This is a genomic window from Pedobacter sp. SYSU D00535 (assembly GCF_017355855.1).
Classification (GTDB): Bacteria; Bacteroidota; Bacteroidia; order Sphingobacteriales; family Sphingobacteriaceae; genus Desertivirga.
In genome coordinates this window covers 819836-835749 of record NZ_JAFEWD010000001.1, presented here as the reverse complement: position 1 = coordinate 835749, position 15914 = coordinate 819836, and the positions used below count along the sequence as shown (strand labels likewise).

Below are 15914 nucleotides of genomic sequence, written 5' to 3'. Positions count from 1 at the left end.
ATAGAGCCTCTGTGTAAGAGGCTCTATCTGTTTTTAATAGGGTTTCGCTTCGTGCGATTTCTCTTCCGCTTGCTTAACCGCTTCCTGAGATTGTGTGGTACCTATCGGTCCTGCCTGGATAGAGTCCGGCGCCATTTCCAAACCTTCGGCAACTCTTCTCCCGTAGTCTTCATCGCATTGCGTTAGCATTTCAACCATCTTATCCTGAATCCGTTTGTCGCATGGCTTCAAAGTTTGAACAAGGTTGTTGATCAACTCTTCCCGTTCCCAGTCTTCAAAGCTCCGGTAACGTTCACCCGCCTGCTTAAAATCGTTGGTTCGGTCAATCTTTTGGCGAACAAGTTTTGCGTTATAATGAGGAGTGTATTCTGTGCCTGACTTAGGCGCCTCCTGTAAGCCTCCTGTAGTTGAAGGTTCGTAGTTGATATGAGGATTTTGACCTGCCCCAATTTCTCTTCTGTATGACATCTGGCCTCCATGATAATTATTTGCAACATGCGTTTTAGCTGCGTTAATAGGTAGTTGGAGGTAATTGGTGCCCACCCGGTAGCGTTGGGTATCAGAATAGGCGAAAGTTCTTCCCTGCAACATCTTATCGTCCGAGAAGTCCAGGCCGTCAACTAAAACGCCGGTACCAAAGGCTGATTGTTCTACCTCGTTGAAATAATCTTCCGGATTTCTGTCGAGCACCATCTTTCCAACCGGCAACCATGGGAATTGATCCTGCGGCCATATTTTGGTATCGTCCAGCGGATCAAAGTCAAGCTCTGGATGATCGTCGTCGCTCATCATCTGAATACAAAGTTCCCACTCTGGATATTCTCCGCGCTCAATGGCTTCGTACAAATCCTGTGTAGCGTGGTTAAAGTTCTTTGCCTGGATAGACTCAGCCTCTGCCTGGGTAAGATTCTTGATTCCCTGCAATGGCTCCCAATGGTATTTTATCAGTACTGCCTGGCCCTCCTGGTTCACCCATTTATAGGTGTTCACGCCCGAGCCCTGCATTTGGCGGTAGTTCGCCGGAATTCCCCAGGGAGAAAACAGGAAGGTGATCATATGCATTGCCTCGGGAGTACTGCTGATGAAATCAAATATTCTGCGGCCATCCTGAATGTTGGTTACAGGGTCAGGCTTAAACGCGTGGATCAGGTCAGGGAACTTCATCGCATCACGAATGAAGAAGATTTTTAAGTTATTTCCTACCAAATCCCAGTTACCATCTTCGGTATAAAATTTAACTGCGAATCCACGCGGGTCTCTGAGCGTTTCCGGGGAATGCATACCGTGAGTTACCGTGGAAAAGCGAACAAATACAGGCGTTCTTTTGCCCTTTTCCTGAAATAATTTAGCACGGGTATATTTAGAAACAGGTTCATCTCCAACAGTTCCGTATGCTTCGAAATAGCCGTGAGCTCCGGCTCCGCGGGCATGTACTACTCGTTCGGGAACTCTTTCGCGGTCGAAATGAGTCATCTTCTCCAGGAAATGGTAGTTCTCCATCGTGACTGGTCCGCGATTTCCCACAGTTCGAACATTTTGATTGTCAGTAACAGGGTGCCCCTGTCTGGTGGTAAGAATGTTTGAAGCAGCGTGTACAGTGCTGGAACCGTTGCTGTTAGTCTGGTTTTGATTTGAATTTTCCTGATTCATAATTTTTGGAGTTTGATGATTGAACAGATGGATGTTTTTTCTACAGCATGAACTACTTTAAGATGAAATAGCCAACAAAAAGCCAGGCAAGTCCCTTTACCAGGAAAAATAGAATACTAATTACAGCTGCATTTTTGAACCACCCGGAAATGGGAGATTTTTTAGATAGGAGCGTTTTGTATTTCATAGACCTCAGTTAGCGGCTTGGTAGCTAATCAATCAACAAGCCTTAAACCCTGAAGTTTTCTTAATTATCCAAATCTTAGATAGAAAAAAACTATTAAGGATAGAGTGTTTCTATATAAGGGTGCGGCCTACGGGAAGTGATCATATTCTTCTGACTTGCGCTGGGGGCATTCGACGTCTGCGGTTATGGGAAATTGATGAAATTAAAAACTTTTAACCTGCTCTTTCATTTTACACTTAAAGCTTTAAAACTATGGGCAATCTTTCAGTTTGGCGACACGAAGTTGATCCAACTTCCTATCCTCAGTTAACGGGCGATGTGCAGGCAGACGTTGCTGTCATCGGCGGAGGAATCACAGGTATCACAGCAGCCTATCTTCTGGCAAAGGCAGGTAAATCTGTAGTAGTGTTGGAAGCGCGGAAGATAGCGGAGGGCTCTACCGGCTACTCCACCGGAAATCTTTATGCAACAATAGGAGGGGACGGCATGCATTCCATTGCGTCCAAGTTCAGCGAGGAAAAGCTCAGGGAAGTAGTGGAATCGAGAGCTGCTGCGGTAAATCTTATTGAAGAATTGGTACAAACGAACCAAATCGATTGCGACTTTAAGCGCGTGCCCTGGTCCTTGTTCAACGTAGAAGGCCAGAATGAATCTTACATAGAAGACGAAAGGGAAGCCGCTGAAAAGGCAGGCCTGACGGTGTTATCAAATGTTCCCTACCATATCTCCGTTAACGACGGATTTACTGTTCCGAATCAAGCTCAGTTTAACCCTCTGAAATATACCGTTTCCCTGGCATCCAAAATTGACCAGGCGAATTGCCGTATTTATGAAAATACACGTGTAACGGAAGTTGAAGAGGGACCGGTCTGCCGCGTCCAGACAACCGGCGGGACAGTCTCAGCCACCCATGTGATCATGGCCACACATACTCCAAAGGGCTTGTACGCCGTACACGCCAACATGGGGCCTTACCGGGAGTACGCTGTCGGAGCAATCCTTAACGGGAAGTATCCGGAGGCGGGGATCTACTGGGAGATGCAAACGTCAGAGCATTATTCTCTCAGAACTTACGATTCGCCGGAAGGCCGTATCGTCATGGTGTTGGGCGAAATGCATAAAGTGGGACAAAAGGAAGAGAACCTGGAGTGTTTTGAACGATTGGAAGCCTTCTTAAGAAAGCGATTTGACGTTGCTTCCATTGTTTATAAATGGTCAGCGCAGCAATATAAACCTTCCGATGTAATCCCCTACATCGGCATCAGTACCGGAGATTCTAAAACTTACATTGCTACGGGTTTCTCAGCCGACGGGCTTACATACGGTACCCTGGCTGCGATGATTATCAGCGATCACATACTTGGTATCCCAAACAAATGGAGTAAGACCTACGAAGCGTCACGGATTACACCTCTTGCTTCTGCTCCAAAGTTTATCAAAGAGAATGCAAACGTGGCCTTCGAATTAGTGAAGGACTATCTCACTACAAACGAGGAAAGTTTGCAGGATGTAAAGACCTATGAGGGCAAGGTGATGGAAATTGAAGGCTCCAAATGTGCCGTTCACCGCGATGGGAACAATCAACTGCATGTCGTTTCCGCCGTTTGTCCACATATGGGCTGTCTGGTACATTGGAACACGGCAGAACAATCCTGGGATTGCCCATGCCACGGTAGCCGCTTCGACAAAAATGGAGAAGTGTTGGAGGGGCCGGCCATAAATCCGCTACACCGAGTTGATTTAAGTAAATAATATAAAAAGCCGGGGAAGAGGCGTAAAGTGCTCGGCTCTCCCTCGGTTACTTTTCCTATCCCTCCTAAACCTCTGGAAGCGCTATCCTAACTTGCCTCCCATCTTAGCCTTATACTGGATTTATTTAAACTTAACATTCAGATAACATTTCTTGCGATAATTTTGGTCCGTTGATTTGTGAATAATGGAACACACTTTTAAGAATTCATCCTTCCTTTTTCTTTGTAAAGAAAATTTCTGCTTCGGTATTTATCCAAACTGTGAAACCTCAAGGGAAACAGATGGTTACAAAGCGATCGTGCAGCTGGCCAGGTCTTTTTTTGATGCTGGTTTGTTGAATGAATTTGCTGAATACCTGGAGGAGGGACCGTATTTGTCGCAGCTTTGGGCTGCTACTCTCATTCTTGATTATGGGCAGCCGTCAGAAGATTTGAAACAGCAATGCCTTCAACTGATCGAGAAAAATGAGTTGAAGTACGCCTGAGGGCGGCTCGATATCTCTTGTTAATATTAAATCTATCTTAACATTGAGATAACCTCTCCGAAGTACTTTCGCTGCTGAAATACACCTGCTCAAGGTGATGAGTTAAAATTTAATTACGTGTCAAAATTTTCATTTCAGCAGCAGGTACTTGCCGGCTTCGTGCTTACCCTGTTAATCGTGTTTTCTGGCGTTTTTGCCGCCTATCAGCGAATTACTGAATTACAGAACGGAAACAGCTCCGTTGACAAAACCCAGGAGGTAATTAAGTTTACCAACCAGGTTTTAATCAATGTGACGGAGGCAGAAAGCAGTGTCAGGGGATACCTGGCTACGGGTAAATCGTCCTACCTGGATAACTACAACGAATCTCTAAGTAAAATCAACCCTTCCCTGGACCGCCTCACCTTCCTCGTTCAAAATGAGCCGGGCCAGTTGAATCTAGCGGACACCCTAAGTGCGAATGTCTCTCAGAAGCTATTTGCATTGAGTAAAGTATTGTGGACAGCCAACAGCGATGGAATTTCAGCAGCGCAAGTAGAACTCCAGGAAGACGTTACCTTGAAACGGGTTCAAAACGTTATTGACTCAATCAAGGTTAAGGAGAGTCACCTCCTGGCAGAAAGACGTAGAAGCAGCGAGGAGAATGCCGAGAAGACTATTTTCATTTTCTATGTAGGAAGCGGACTCATTTTATTATTGGTTTTTCTGCTTTTCCGTTACATCAGGAAAAGCTTTAAAAAGCAGAAACAGATAGAGGAACGGCTGCTTAGCACCAACGAGCAGCTTGAGAAAGTGTCTCAGGAAAATGAATCTCAGAATTGGATGTTAAGAGGAAACTCGGAATTAGATGACGTAATGCGGGGAGATCATTCGCTGGAGGAATTAACTGCAACAGTGATCCGTAAAATCTGCAGTTTTACTACTGCTCATTCTGGAGCCTGTTATATTTATGAGGAAGAAAATGAACGCCTGGTGTTGGCAGCTAGTTATGCTTCACACATTCTTTACAAGAAGGAGATTCAACTGCTTGACGGGTTAGTGGGGCAGGCAGCAGCTGATCAGAAAGGAATAGTAGTTTCTGATATTCCGGCTGGTCATATACTGATAAGCTCCGGTAGTTCTGATATTCTGCCTTCTTCCATTGTCATCCAACCGTTCTCCTTTGCGGGAAATCTTAAAGGGGTAATTGAGCTTTGTTTCGCTAGTCCGGTGAAAGAGGTGCAGCAACAATTTATTAGTAGGGTTAGCGACAGCATCGGGATTGCGGTGCATACTTCTCAAGCACGGGTAAAAATGCAAAGGCTATTTGATCATGCGCGAGAACAGGCGCTGGAGTTGGAAAGCAGGCATGAAGAGCTTCGCCTCACTAACGAGGAGTTGAGTAAGAGAACCGATCAATTGCAGGCATCAGAGGAGGAGCTGCGGGTTCAGCAGGAAGAGCTCTACCAGATGAACAGTGATTTGAAGGAGCAAGCCACGCTGCTGGTGGAGAAAAATCAGGCGATAAATGAAGCGCGGCTAGCAATTGCGCGCAAGGCGGAAGAGCTGGAACTCGCCAGCAAATATAAATCAGAATTCCTGGCGAACATGAGTCACGAACTGCGCACTCCGCTGAACAGCATCCTCATTTTGGCTAAGATCTTATCGGACAATAAACATGGGCGACTGGGCACAGACGAAGTAAAATATGCCTCGGTCATTCATACTGCGGGATCGGATTTACTAAATCTTATTAACGATATTTTGGATCTTTCGAAAGTGGAGGCTGGTCAGATTGACCTATCCCTCGAGGAGGTATCGATGCGGGATGTGAAACATCATCTCGAAGCCTTGTTTTCGCAGCTCGCCAAGAGCAAAGAAATAGAGTTTTCCTATCAAATAGCCGAAGAAACACCATCAAGTCTTGTGACGGACAAGTCACGCGTGGAGCAGATCTTGAAAAACCTGTTGTCTAACGCGTTTAAATTCACACCTAAGGGGGGAAAGGTAAGCGTAAATGTTAGGCCTGTGATGAATCGCTTTTCATCTGCGGGCTCCATAGAGTTGGAGAAAGGAGTTGCCATCTCCGTAAAGGATACAGGAATTGGAATTCCGGATGATAAACAGGAGCTGATCTTCGAGGCCTTTAAGCAGGCTGATGGCTCAACCAGCCGGACATTTGGAGGGACAGGGCTCGGCCTTTCGATTTGCAGGGAATTAACGGCCTTATTGGGCGGTAAGTTGCAACTGCAAAGTAAGCCCGGTGAAGGAAGTGAATTTACCCTCTTTTTACCGCAGACTGAGTCTTCCGCTCCGTCTGTCAGCCCAAACGAGGCTGCTCCTCAGGTAGAGAAAAAGCGGACGGTACTCGTTATTGAAGATGATGTGCATTTTGCTGCCGTGCTGGAAAATTTGTTACTGGAAAGAGGGATGCTTGCCTTGCATGCCCCCGACGGAGCTAAGGGAATGGATATGGCGCTTACCGAAATCCCCGATGCAATTCTATTGGACATTATGCTTCCCGGAAAGGATGGCTGGGAGGTGTTGAAAGAACTCAAGGCACATCCTGCTACCAACGCAATTCCGGTTCACCTTATGTCGGCAGCGCCGGGAAGTTCTGTTAAGGCAGTAGAGGCGGGTGCGAAAGGCTTTTTGAACAAATCGGGAGAAATTGACAGGATAGAGGAAGCCCTTAGTTTCTTAACCGCTGGTGATAGCCCTGCAAAAAGAGTGCTGGTGATAGAGGATCATGAGATTCAAAGCAACGATTTGCGAGGCCAGTTTTTGGAAGGGAATGTAGATGTGGAGCAGGCTTTTACAGGGGAGGAAGCCTTAGATATACTGAGTCAGGGCCGGAATTTCGATTGCATCATACTTGATCTAAATCTTCCGGATATCTCGGGCTTTGATTTGCTGGATCAGATAAAGTTGATAGAGGAATTCGCCCAAACCCCGGTTGTTGTCAATACTGCTATGGAACTGGACCAGTCAAGAATGGCCAGGATCATGAAGCATACCAACTCCATGGTGTTTAAGACAAACAAGTCAAATAACAGGTTGCTGCAGGAGGTGAATTTGTTCATCGATAAGGTTAAATCAGGGAAGATTTCTGTCACCACGAAGCCGGAAGTGTCAAGTCCTGCTTCCGAGATTAATGATGGTTTTGGACTTAGTCAGAAGTCAATTTTAATAGTAGACGACGACATGCGGAACATTTTTGCCTTAACCAGTGCTCTTCAGGAGTACAACATCAATTTTGATGTTGCTTATAACGGCCGTGAAGCCCTGTCGAAGCTGGCCGATAAGCCCGACTTTGATCTTGTGTTAATGGACATCATGATGCCTGAGATGAATGGTTACGAAGCCATGCAGGAGATCAGAAAGAACGAGCGGTTTAGGGAGCTGCCTATTATCGCCGTAACGGCAAAAGCGATGAAGGATGATAAAGAAAAGTGTATGGATGCGGGGGCTAGTGACTATATTTCAAAACCCATCCAAACAGATCAATTGCTGGGGATGATGCAGTCGTTCCTGAATTAGTATTTGTAGGGCTGCCTCTGGCAGCCTTTTTTATTCCTCTAAATACTGCTTGTCGCTACTTAAAAGTGCGTCCTTAAAATGCTCTTTTTTTGCTTCGTTCTGGAAGTAAAAAGTGACGCTTATGAGCGCTTCATTTTCCTCCTCTTGTTCTCTGTAGCTCGAACAGCCAAAGCTATTTGCCTTATCTCTCATGTACTCGAAGAACTGGTTATATACTCCAGTTCCGTCAAGGGGATGGACGAATTTTACGAAATGGTCGGTAGTCATGAGAAAGCGCCTATTCGAAGATATTACAAGCTAAGGAATTTTAGGTTTTAGAAATGAATAATTTACTTGATTAACGAGGAAGAGAGAAGTCTTCCATTGCGAAAATCTTCTCCCTTTATGATACACTACGACTGATCAAATCTCAAACAAAAAGAACCCATCCTGATACCCTGCTCGAGTAAGGATCGGCTTTGCAACATTGAAAACTTTTACTCCATTGGTAGTTGATCCCTCCAAAGTTCCAATGTGGGCATGTCCATGGAATGCGGCCACCACATTTCTGCGGCTTAACGGTTCGGCCAGGCGAGATGAACCAAGGAAAGGAAAGATAGCTTCCGGCTCTCCCACCACCGTGGCTTTGATAGGAGAGTAATGAAGTACGGCTACTTTTTTTATGTCCTCGTAGTCCTGGTCCAGTCGGGCTAAAGCCCGGTCAAGATGCAGCGCTTCATCTACCGCCTCTTGAACGAAAGCTTTCATCGCACCTTCGCCGAACATGGAAAGCATTTGTGCGTCAAAGCCTCCACCAAATCCTTTTACTCCTGCAAAGCCAACGCCAGCCACAACAACCGCCTCTCCGTCAAGTACATGAACGTGGTCGTTCTGGATGATCTGACGGATCAGCTTGTGCCGGCCTTTCTCAAAATCATGATTTCCCAGCACGGTTATTACCGGGATAGTACAGGCCTTTAACTCGTCTGCAAGCACCTGCGCTTCCACCTCGTCTCCCGTGTCTGTTAAATCCCCCGCAATAACCAGCACGTCTGCCTCAGCCGAGATTTTCTTAAAATATTCAGTCCATTTTCCTTTGTCAGTATCTCTAACGTGGATATCGCCTACGGCCGCTATTCTGGTTTTTCTGTTCGTTTCGTCGGTCATACCTTAGGTGGTTTTTATTGTACTTACCTTATAGTTCCACTCTTTGATATCTACTTCGTACTGGGTTTGATCAATTACCGGTCCTCTACAAACCTTTTCAACTGCAGGCGGAATGGCGTATTGATCTTTCGCCCGGTCCATCAATTCATCAAAAAGCCATTGAGGGATTATCTCGTGATATTCCGACGGGTAAACAAATTGGAAGATCAAAATTTGCGATAGCAGCAGGTGCCAGTGTTGATCCAATCTGAACAAAATTCGTTTCCAGTCCAGCTGTTTTCCGTATCGCAGGATAAGGTGATTTACATCTGCTCCATCAAAGCGTTCGCGGTTTTGTACGTAGATTTTGCACCATAGTAGTTCTTCGGCAGGTAAAAATTTAACTTTTTCTCCGGCAAATTCGCCCTCTGTAGCATGCTCGTACCAGCTATCGTCCACCCGGCAAATGTTATTGACCGTATCAAAAATGATATCAATAAAGTATTCTCCTTTGAAAACTTTGGCCAGCCATCTTGCATCTGTCAGTTCTGTTTTATAACCCCTTTCAGCAAAATGCTTCATTATTTTCGGATACTCGCTAGGTTTACAGAATATGTCCAGATCCTTAGTGTCCCGATACAACCCAGTATATTTATATAATGCAAATCCTCCACCCAGCATAAAACTTGATCCACTTTCATGCAGCAATTCAAGAGCTTCTTTGTAAAATGCTGCAGCTTCTCTTTTTTGTTCTTCAGTTTCTATCATATAGTTTTGTCTCCTGGTTATAAAACAGGTCTTCTTATAACTCGCAGATCAATATTTCTGTTTGGTTCCTGCGGTAAATCTTGATCTGCTTCCTAAATTTGGAGGCGTATTTGTCCTCTTGTTGAGAGATTTCAGAAGGGGTACTGCAAGCTTCTATTACTTCAACTATGGTCGATTTTTCCACTATCATTCAGAAGTTCGCTGAACATGGCGACAAAACCGGCTGGAGCTATATTGAAGTTCCTGCGGATGTGGCAGAGTCATTAAACCCGGGGGTTAAAAAGACCTATCGGGTGAAAGGTAAGCTAGATTCGTTTGAGTTTTCTGGACTCGCTCTGTTGCCAACGGGAGGTGGAGGTTTTATCCTTCCTTTAAATGCCCGGATCAGACGAGGAATAAAGAAAGAAGAAGGGGCTATCCTGCAAGTTCGGATGGAAGTTGATACCGATTTTGAGATCAAAGTACCTGATGAGCTGACGGAGTGCCTGGAGGAAGATGCGGAGGCGCTTGCCTATTTTAATAGTCTCAGGAAATCTCATCGTGACTACTTCATCAAGTGGATTGATAGTGCAAAAACTTACGAGACGAGAGTAAGGCGAATCGTCAATACAGTGAATGCGATGGTGCAGAAGCAAGACTATGGGCAAATGATCCGGTCGTTGCGCGGAAGCAGAACTTAGAATATAAAACAGCTTTTTCAGTAGAATGTAGTATCCTTGTTAAGATTTTGATAGATGAAAGACTTTAAGAAATATTACATGCTTCCTGCTAGTCCGGAGGAAGTTTACCTTGCTCTCACTAATCCCGCCACTTTGCAATTATGGACAGGGGAGGAGGCGGAAATGTCAACTGTCCCCGGTTCAGAATTCTCTTTATGGGATGGAAGCATTGTCGGCAGGAATTTGGAATTTGAAGAAGGTAAAAAGATCGTGCAGGAGTGGTATTTTGGCGATCAGTCTGAACCTTCGGTTGTAACTATCAAGCTTCACCCACATAAGGACGGAACCTCGGTAGAACTAAGGCATACAAACATTCCGGACCAGGATTATGACGACATTGTAGAAGGTTGGAATGATACTTACTTTGGCTCATTGGAGGAGTTTTACGGGGAATAAATCGAGTAACCAAAAGAGATGTTTATAAAAAGGCGGGTATCCCCGCCTTTTTTCGTTTTCAGTAAGCATTTCTATCAAGTCCCGTCGTCCCGTCTAGAGTTGGCAAGACCAATAAGGAACAGTCCGGTACTTTGCAGTATCGAAAACAAAAACAGTAAAATGAAAACTCGTTTTGTTGCTGCACCGCTCATTCGATGGTTTATCCTAACCGCTGTTTGAAAATATTTAAACCAAATAGAACTCGCACTAACTCAGGAAGTCGAGTGTAAAAAAATTAACATGATTTAATGACATTCTTGCTACCATTTATGGATTAACAAAATCCTCATCGACGTAACATCGTATTAATAAATACGTAGAAGTAGTATTGCCGCTCTCAAAATTGTTAGGATAGGTGGTGAGGTGAATGTTTAGGTGAGAATTAGTTTATAAGAACATGCATTTTGGAAAGATTGTAAAAGGAGTAGCACACGCTCAGGGTTTATCAGCTAACGAGTTTTCTGCATTATTTGGCCGCACTGAACGAGAAGTTCTCGAGCTGTACGAGCAAGAAGATTGGAAATCGAGCGATATCAAGGCTGCTTCTGTTGCACTAGAACATAATTTTGGTAAGTATTTGGATAATACACTTCCTTTCGATTTTTTGAATACTTCTTCTACACAAGATAAAAGTGAGTACTTGTTTACCGTGAAGTATCCCAAAGGAAAAGAACAGTTATTGAAAACCTGGCTTAGCAAAATGGCTATGATTGCTAAGGCGATCGGCCTTGAAATTGGGCGATAGGTCCATCAACTTGTAGTTAAACAACAACAGGCGGGAATTAGTCCCGCCTGTTGTTGTTTACAGGCATTGCGTTAGCGTGCAGAAAGTTAGATAAAGGGTTGGAACATATATTTCTTTTTCTAATTTTGATCGTTCCCCTACTGAGTCGCACTCGTAACTGCCGACTTTCTGGGTCTTGGAGTTTCTGCTTAAAAACGTCCGTCCGGACTGTCTATAATTAGGCGGAGGTAGAAAAATAGTTTTGCAAATGTTTAAAGAAAAACATTAGCTATCTGAACTTGTAATATCAACACACATCACTTAAAGTATGCGAATCGGCGTCCCCTCGGAAATCAAGAACAACGAAAACAGAGTTGCGATAACACCGGCCGGCGTGTTGCAATTTATAAAAAATGGCCATCAGGTTTTTGTTCAGGAGGGGGCGGGCTTAGGATCGGGATTTTCTGATGAATCCTTTACCCTGGCGGGCGCAGTAATTTTGGAAGCTGCAGATGAAGTGTGGGAAATGGACATGGTGATGAAAGTGAAAGAGCCTTTGCCCGTCGAATATAAATATTTTCGACCCGGCCTGATTCTTTTTACCTATCTGCACCTTGCTCCTGAGCCTGAACTAACGAAAGCCCTGATCAATAAACGGGTAGTAGGCATTGCATATGAAACGGTGCAGCTTCCAAATGGTTCCTTGCCGTTGCTTACTCCGATGAGCGAGGTTGCAGGACGAATGGCCGCCCAGATCGGAGCACACTTTTTGGAAAAGCCTGAAGGAGGAAAAGGCGTTCTGCTGGCCGGGGTACCTGGTGTAAAAAGAGCGAAGGTGACCATAATTGGCGGAGGAGTTGCCGGTACCAATGCGGCTAGGATAGCCGTAGGACTGGGGGCGGAAGTGACAATTATAGATTCAAACCCCGATAGATTACGACAACTGGATGATATCTTCAGTTATCAAATATCAACCCTGATGTCTAATCCACTTAATATTGCTGAAGCGGTCCGGGAATCTGATCTTATTATCGGTGCAGTACTTATTCCGGGAGCCAGGGCGCCTAAGCTGGTTACCGAAGAAATGGTGAGGACAATGGAACCAGGTTCTGTGTTAGTGGATGTAGCTATTGACCAGGGAGGGATTTTTGAAACAACTGATAGGATTACCACCCATGATAAGCCCACTTATGTAAAGCATGGAGTTGTGCATTACGCTGTTGCAAATATGCCCGGAGCCGTTCCCCGTACTTCTACGATCGCACTTACTAATGTCACAGTACCCTATGCCCTCCAAATTGCAAATAAAGGGTATCGTAGGGCCTGCTCAGAGAATGGAGCTTTGTATAAGGGGATAAACACCCTCGAGGGCTATGTAACTTATCGGGCGGTAGCGGAAGCAAATGGGTTTGCCTACGCCGATATAGCTGAACTTCTTTAATAGCTGTTTCTATGGATTTAATTGCAATGAAAAAACTTTTTATTCCTCTGTTTTTCCTAAATGGCTTAGTAATAACGATGCTTTCTTGTCAGAATCAAAATCAGAATGAGCGTGACCAGACATCAAGCAATGCAAGTGCTTCAATAGAGGATTCCGGCAAGGGAATAGGCCGTTTTACTACTGTGGAACTTGGTGAAATCCAGCCTGAGATGGCAGAAAAGGGGAAAGCTTTATTTACTTCCAGATGTGTGGTTTGTCATACCGTTAAAACCGAGCGACTTATTGGGCCTGGCTTAGCTGGTGTTACAGAGAGGAGGGATCCGGTATGGATTATGAATATGATGGTGAATTCGCAGGAGATGGGGGAAAAGGACCCTATAGCTAAAAAGTTATTGGCTGAATATGCTGTTCCGATGCCTGACCAGAACCTGACAGACGAAGAAGTTCGGCAGTTGCTTGAGTATCTTCGTCAAAATGATTCGCAGCGATAGAATTAGGAGGAAGAAGGGTCGTCAGGATCCCTGTAGTCAATATGTAAGCTATAAAAGCCCTTGAGCAGTTCCAGGGGCTTGTTTTTGGACTCGTCAGGTTTGAACTCCAGAAAACTATCATCTAATTTAAACAGTTGGGGCACACCGTTTAGGTCCTCCAGCTCCAAACTTTTGAACCCCATCGTCCAGGTCTCAAAGTTTCTTTTCTCTAAAAAATTTTCTTCCAGAACAATGAGATTGCGATGGCGGTCGTCATGTTCAATTTTCTCATAGATATATCTTACATCTTCTTCCATGCCTTCCAACACCTGAATAAACCGACCTTCTTTCTCGTTCACAAATACCCCCTGAACGTATAGCAACATTCCAGTTATGCTGTATAGCCGATTATTTTTGCGAGATTGCTCTAGCAAAATCAAAATCTCTTGTTCATCAAAAAGCTTGACGGACTTGCTGAAGTAAACAAGGTAGAAAAACATGTTGAAGTATATTAAATTGTGACTGATGTTTAATTATAATAGGGTTTATTATGTTGGAATAACTTGCTTATAATCATTTAGTTTTAAGTATTGCAAAACTTAATATTGCGGTTCTTGACCTAATTTGTTGCAGCCTTGATTCCGTTTAATAATAAGGTAAAAACCAATGGCGGTGAAGATCAATGGAACCACAACTTGATGAAACTCTACTGAGTTGGAAATTCGATCCGTTAGCAATGCTAATCCCACAGAAATAAACAGATAAGAATTCAATCTACTGAACCTATGCCTTATTCCGCTTACTACCCCCAATAAAGTAATTAGCATTGGCCAACTTAGAATCCAGTTGGGTATGTAGATGCCTGCGTTCTGCATGAGCAGGAGTGATCCTGCCGTAATTAACAATAATCCTGTTAATTTTTTTTCGCTCAGTTCACTGGTGTTTTCTGGTGTCATAATTAACTTTTTTTCCAAAGTTAGTGAGAGACTAGAGGCGCATATACAGGAATTAGGTAGACATTCAGAAAAGTTCGGTGAGTATCTCGGATAAATCGGTAAAGTTGAAAATGAAGCTTCCGAACCGGTTCGGAGTCTTTTGTCTCAGACTTGATGATTCCTTTGAATGCACGGCTGGTTAGGTTTGTTTATAAAGATAAGTAGAAAAACAAAATACTGCTAACTGCTATTTATTGATTTATAGTACTTTATAAACGCTATACTCCTTCTGCCACTTATAAATCTCTAATACTATGAAAACAGATACTATTGTTACTGGCCTCACCAAATTTATAATTCTGCTCGAAGCATTAGCCATCTTGTTAATTCTGGGTCTGGTCTTTAAATTACTAGCGGGGTAATTGGAGTAGATAGTTAACAAGTCGCAAGAAGAAAAAGGACTCACCATTTAGGGTGAGTCAATTTTTCTTTGATTAAGCTTCTGCTGTTTGGCTCGAACTCTCCGGCTGAAACTCTGATTCATCATCGGCACTCGGACCATAACTTCCCGGAATAGGTACGTTCAGCAATCTCAGGTAGACGCCCAGTTGGGCTCTATGGTGGATGATTTGTGAAAGCGTCATCCTGATCATATCGTATTTGCTCGTTTTGCTGTAAACTACGTCACCTTCTCTGAGGATCCATTCATCGTCGAGTGGGGCTTCGGAGGCTTTTTTAAGTTCCTCTATGCCTTCTGACAATGACTTCTCGAAGTAAGAAAGCAATTCCTGATTATTAGCTATTGGAACCGGAGTGTAAGGACTTGTAGCAAAATCAAGTTCAGTAGTATTAAGTACCATGCCCACCCATGAAGGCAACTCCGCTACGTGTGTAGCGAGTTGAATGAGTTTCATGCTCTTAGGATGAGGTTGCCAATTGTACTTGTCTTCCGGTAATCTGCCCAGCATTTTTCTCGTGGTCAGAGCTTCCTGCTCTAACTCTTTCAGTAATAATTGAATTCTTGCCATCGTTTGTTGTGATTTGTTTAAGCAAAGGAACAACGCATCTATGACAGCCCTATGTCAGCAACGTTTAAGTTTTTAAGATTTTTTGTAATTATTGAACTCGGGTCCAGGTTTCAGTTTTCCCCAGCAGGGTGATCCCGAAAAAAGCTCGGATATCTAGTTTGTCGGGTCCATCTAAAGCCATTTGACAATTGTAGGTGTTGCCTGATTTGGGGTCGTAAACACTTCCTCCAGACCATACTCCGTTTCCGCGGTATTGGAAGTTCCTTAGAACCTCGAGTCCCACGATCGGTTGACCTCTAAGTTTTTCATTGGGATTATTTATATCTACCTTTGGCCGCCCGTTCTCGTCACGCGGTTCTTTGAGCCAGATTAGCTTCCCAAAATATTTGTCACCTTTTTTATAGATCTGTATCCGTCCGCTGCCATGCCCACTTTGCCATTTACCAAGTACGGCGTCTGCGCTTTGAGCAGCCACGCCAAGGGCGGTAAATAACAACAGAACTGTTGCTAAAAAAAATGTTCTCATAAAATAGCTGTTTGTTCTTAAACTAAGATGTTCGGTTCTTAGTATAGCTTATCAAATACTCTGCCATCTGATTTTTGTTTTCAAAAAAGCTGCGTATGAGCTGATTAGTTGTTCCAGTGCCTCTTTTATTGGGTAAACTCAATTTCCTTGA

General features: G+C 44.1%; 16 protein-coding genes. 8 read left to right on the top strand and 8 right to left on the bottom strand.

The genetic code is table 11. The annotated features are described in order from the left end of the window. Nucleotides 1-33: 33 nt before the first annotated feature. The gene (locus J4N23_RS03415; RefSeq protein ID WP_207425596.1) at nucleotides 34-1650 is read right to left on the bottom strand and encodes a catalase; all 1617 of its coding nucleotides are present in this window, start codon (nucleotides 1648-1650) and stop codon (nucleotides 34-36) included. A gap of 439 nt (nucleotides 1651-2089) precedes the next feature. Here J4N23_RS03415 and J4N23_RS03410 point away from each other — a divergent pair, with 439 nt between their 5' ends. The 3 genes from J4N23_RS03410 to J4N23_RS03400 all read left to right on the top strand — a co-directional run bounded on the left by J4N23_RS03410 (nucleotide 2090) and on the right by J4N23_RS03400 (nucleotide 7592). Next, on the top strand, nucleotides 2090-3589 hold the full coding sequence (locus tag J4N23_RS03410; protein WP_207425595.1) for an FAD-dependent oxidoreductase: 1500 nt from the start codon (nucleotides 2090-2092) through the stop codon (nucleotides 3587-3589). A 184-nt stretch (nucleotides 3590-3773) separates the two neighbouring features. Further along, nucleotides 3774-4073, top strand: coding sequence for a hypothetical protein (locus J4N23_RS03405; protein WP_207425594.1), 300 nt, complete (start codon nucleotides 3774-3776; stop codon nucleotides 4071-4073). 117 nt (nucleotides 4074-4190) lie between these two features. After that, entirely contained in the window at nucleotides 4191-7592 is a 3402-nt protein-coding gene (locus J4N23_RS03400) for a response regulator (RefSeq protein ID WP_207425593.1), read from the top strand. A 30-nt stretch (nucleotides 7593-7622) separates the two neighbouring features. Here the strand turns inward: J4N23_RS03400 and J4N23_RS03395 are convergent, their stop codons facing one another. The 3 genes from J4N23_RS03395 to J4N23_RS03385 all read right to left on the bottom strand — a co-directional run bounded on the left by J4N23_RS03395 (nucleotide 7623) and on the right by J4N23_RS03385 (nucleotide 9485). Next, nucleotides 7623-7859, bottom strand: a complete 237-nt coding sequence (locus J4N23_RS03395; protein ID WP_207425592.1) for a hypothetical protein — start codon at nucleotides 7857-7859, stop codon at nucleotides 7623-7625. A 135-nt stretch (nucleotides 7860-7994) separates the two neighbouring features. Next, on the bottom strand, nucleotides 7995-8738 hold the full coding sequence (locus tag J4N23_RS03390) for a metallophosphoesterase (protein WP_207425591.1): 744 nt from the start codon (nucleotides 8736-8738) through the stop codon (nucleotides 7995-7997). A gap of 3 nt (nucleotides 8739-8741) precedes the next feature. Then, nucleotides 8742-9485, bottom strand: coding sequence for a nucleotidyltransferase (locus J4N23_RS03385; RefSeq protein ID WP_207425590.1), 744 nt, complete (start codon nucleotides 9483-9485; stop codon nucleotides 8742-8744). Nucleotides 9486-9652: 167 nt separating this feature from the next. Here J4N23_RS03385 and J4N23_RS03380 point away from each other — a divergent pair, with 167 nt between their 5' ends. From J4N23_RS03380 to J4N23_RS03360, 5 genes are all read left to right on the top strand, one after another. Then, the gene (locus J4N23_RS03380) at nucleotides 9653-10165 is read left to right on the top strand and encodes a YdeI/OmpD-associated family protein (protein ID WP_207425589.1); all 513 of its coding nucleotides are present in this window, start codon (nucleotides 9653-9655) and stop codon (nucleotides 10163-10165) included. 54 nt (nucleotides 10166-10219) lie between these two features. Beyond that, nucleotides 10220-10600: an SRPBCC domain-containing protein gene (locus tag J4N23_RS03375; RefSeq protein WP_207425588.1), complete on the top strand. Its 381-nt coding sequence runs from the start codon at nucleotides 10220-10222 to the stop codon at nucleotides 10598-10600. Nucleotides 10601-11036: 436 nt separating this feature from the next. Continuing rightward, a complete protein-coding gene (locus J4N23_RS03370) occupies nucleotides 11037-11384 on the top strand; it encodes a hypothetical protein (RefSeq protein ID WP_207425587.1) in 348 nt (115 codons plus the stop codon). Between the two features lie 307 nt (nucleotides 11385-11691). Then, a complete protein-coding gene (gene ald / locus J4N23_RS03365) occupies nucleotides 11692-12804 on the top strand; it encodes an alanine dehydrogenase (RefSeq protein WP_207425586.1) in 1113 nt (370 codons plus the stop codon). An 11-nt stretch (nucleotides 12805-12815) separates the two neighbouring features. Beyond that, a complete protein-coding gene (locus J4N23_RS03360) occupies nucleotides 12816-13295 on the top strand; it encodes a cytochrome c (protein WP_207425585.1) in 480 nt (159 codons plus the stop codon). Nucleotides 13296-13297: 2 nt separating this feature from the next. Here the strand turns inward: J4N23_RS03360 and J4N23_RS03355 are convergent, their stop codons facing one another. The 4 genes from J4N23_RS03355 to J4N23_RS03340 all read right to left on the bottom strand — a co-directional run bounded on the left by J4N23_RS03355 (nucleotide 13298) and on the right by J4N23_RS03340 (nucleotide 15763). Continuing rightward, nucleotides 13298-13774, bottom strand: coding sequence for a BLUF domain-containing protein (locus J4N23_RS03355; RefSeq protein WP_207425584.1), 477 nt, complete (start codon nucleotides 13772-13774; stop codon nucleotides 13298-13300). Between the two features lie 99 nt (nucleotides 13775-13873). Further along, nucleotides 13874-14230, bottom strand: a complete 357-nt coding sequence (locus J4N23_RS03350; RefSeq protein ID WP_207425583.1) for a LiaI-LiaF-like domain-containing protein — start codon at nucleotides 14228-14230, stop codon at nucleotides 13874-13876. A gap of 473 nt (nucleotides 14231-14703) precedes the next feature. After that, nucleotides 14704-15237 (bottom strand): DinB family protein, encoded by a 534-nt coding sequence (locus J4N23_RS03345; protein ID WP_207425582.1) that lies wholly within the window; start codon nucleotides 15235-15237, stop codon nucleotides 14704-14706. Nucleotides 15238-15325: 88 nt separating this feature from the next. Continuing rightward, complete coding sequence (locus tag J4N23_RS03340) at nucleotides 15326-15763, bottom strand: DUF2147 domain-containing protein (protein ID WP_207425581.1); 438 nt, start codon at nucleotides 15761-15763, stop codon at nucleotides 15326-15328. Nucleotides 15764-15914: the final 151 nt, after the last annotated feature.

What these genes read in the sequence shown, in the direction of transcription:
- J4N23_RS03380 (WP_207425589.1), top strand. Translation starts at nt 9,653, where the DNA reads ATGGTCGATTTTTCCACTATCATTCAGAAGTTCGCTGAACATGGCGAC.
- J4N23_RS03360 (WP_207425585.1), top strand. Translation starts at nt 12,816, where the DNA reads ATGGATTTAATTGCAATGAAAAAACTTTTTATTCCTCTGTTTTTCCTA.
- J4N23_RS03355 (WP_207425584.1), bottom strand. Translation starts at nt 13,774, where the DNA reads ATGTTTTTCTACCTTGTTTACTTCAGCAAGTCCGTCAAGCTTTTTGAT.
- J4N23_RS03340 (WP_207425581.1), bottom strand. Translation starts at nt 15,763, where the DNA reads ATGAGAACATTTTTTTTAGCAACAGTTCTGTTGTTATTTACCGCCCTT.
- J4N23_RS03370 (WP_207425587.1), top strand. Translation starts at nt 11,037, where the DNA reads ATGCATTTTGGAAAGATTGTAAAAGGAGTAGCACACGCTCAGGGTTTA.
- J4N23_RS03345 (WP_207425582.1), bottom strand. Translation starts at nt 15,237, where the DNA reads ATGGCAAGAATTCAATTATTACTGAAAGAGTTAGAGCAGGAAGCTCTG.
- J4N23_RS03375 (WP_207425588.1), top strand. Translation starts at nt 10,220, where the DNA reads ATGAAAGACTTTAAGAAATATTACATGCTTCCTGCTAGTCCGGAGGAA.
- J4N23_RS03390 (WP_207425591.1), bottom strand. Translation starts at nt 8,738, where the DNA reads ATGACCGACGAAACGAACAGAAAAACCAGAATAGCGGCCGTAGGCGAT.
- J4N23_RS03350 (WP_207425583.1), bottom strand. Translation starts at nt 14,230, where the DNA reads ATGACACCAGAAAACACCAGTGAACTGAGCGAAAAAAAATTAACAGGA.
- J4N23_RS03385 (WP_207425590.1), bottom strand. Translation starts at nt 9,485, where the DNA reads ATGATAGAAACTGAAGAACAAAAAAGAGAAGCTGCAGCATTTTACAAA.
- J4N23_RS03410 (WP_207425595.1), top strand. Translation starts at nt 2,090, where the DNA reads ATGGGCAATCTTTCAGTTTGGCGACACGAAGTTGATCCAACTTCCTAT.
- ald (WP_207425586.1), top strand. Translation starts at nt 11,692, where the DNA reads ATGCGAATCGGCGTCCCCTCGGAAATCAAGAACAACGAAAACAGAGTT.
- J4N23_RS03395 (WP_207425592.1), bottom strand. Translation starts at nt 7,859, where the DNA reads ATGACTACCGACCATTTCGTAAAATTCGTCCATCCCCTTGACGGAACT.
- J4N23_RS03415 (WP_207425596.1), bottom strand. Translation starts at nt 1,650, where the DNA reads ATGAATCAGGAAAATTCAAATCAAAACCAGACTAACAGCAACGGTTCC.
- J4N23_RS03405 (WP_207425594.1), top strand. Translation starts at nt 3,774, where the DNA reads ATGGAACACACTTTTAAGAATTCATCCTTCCTTTTTCTTTGTAAAGAA.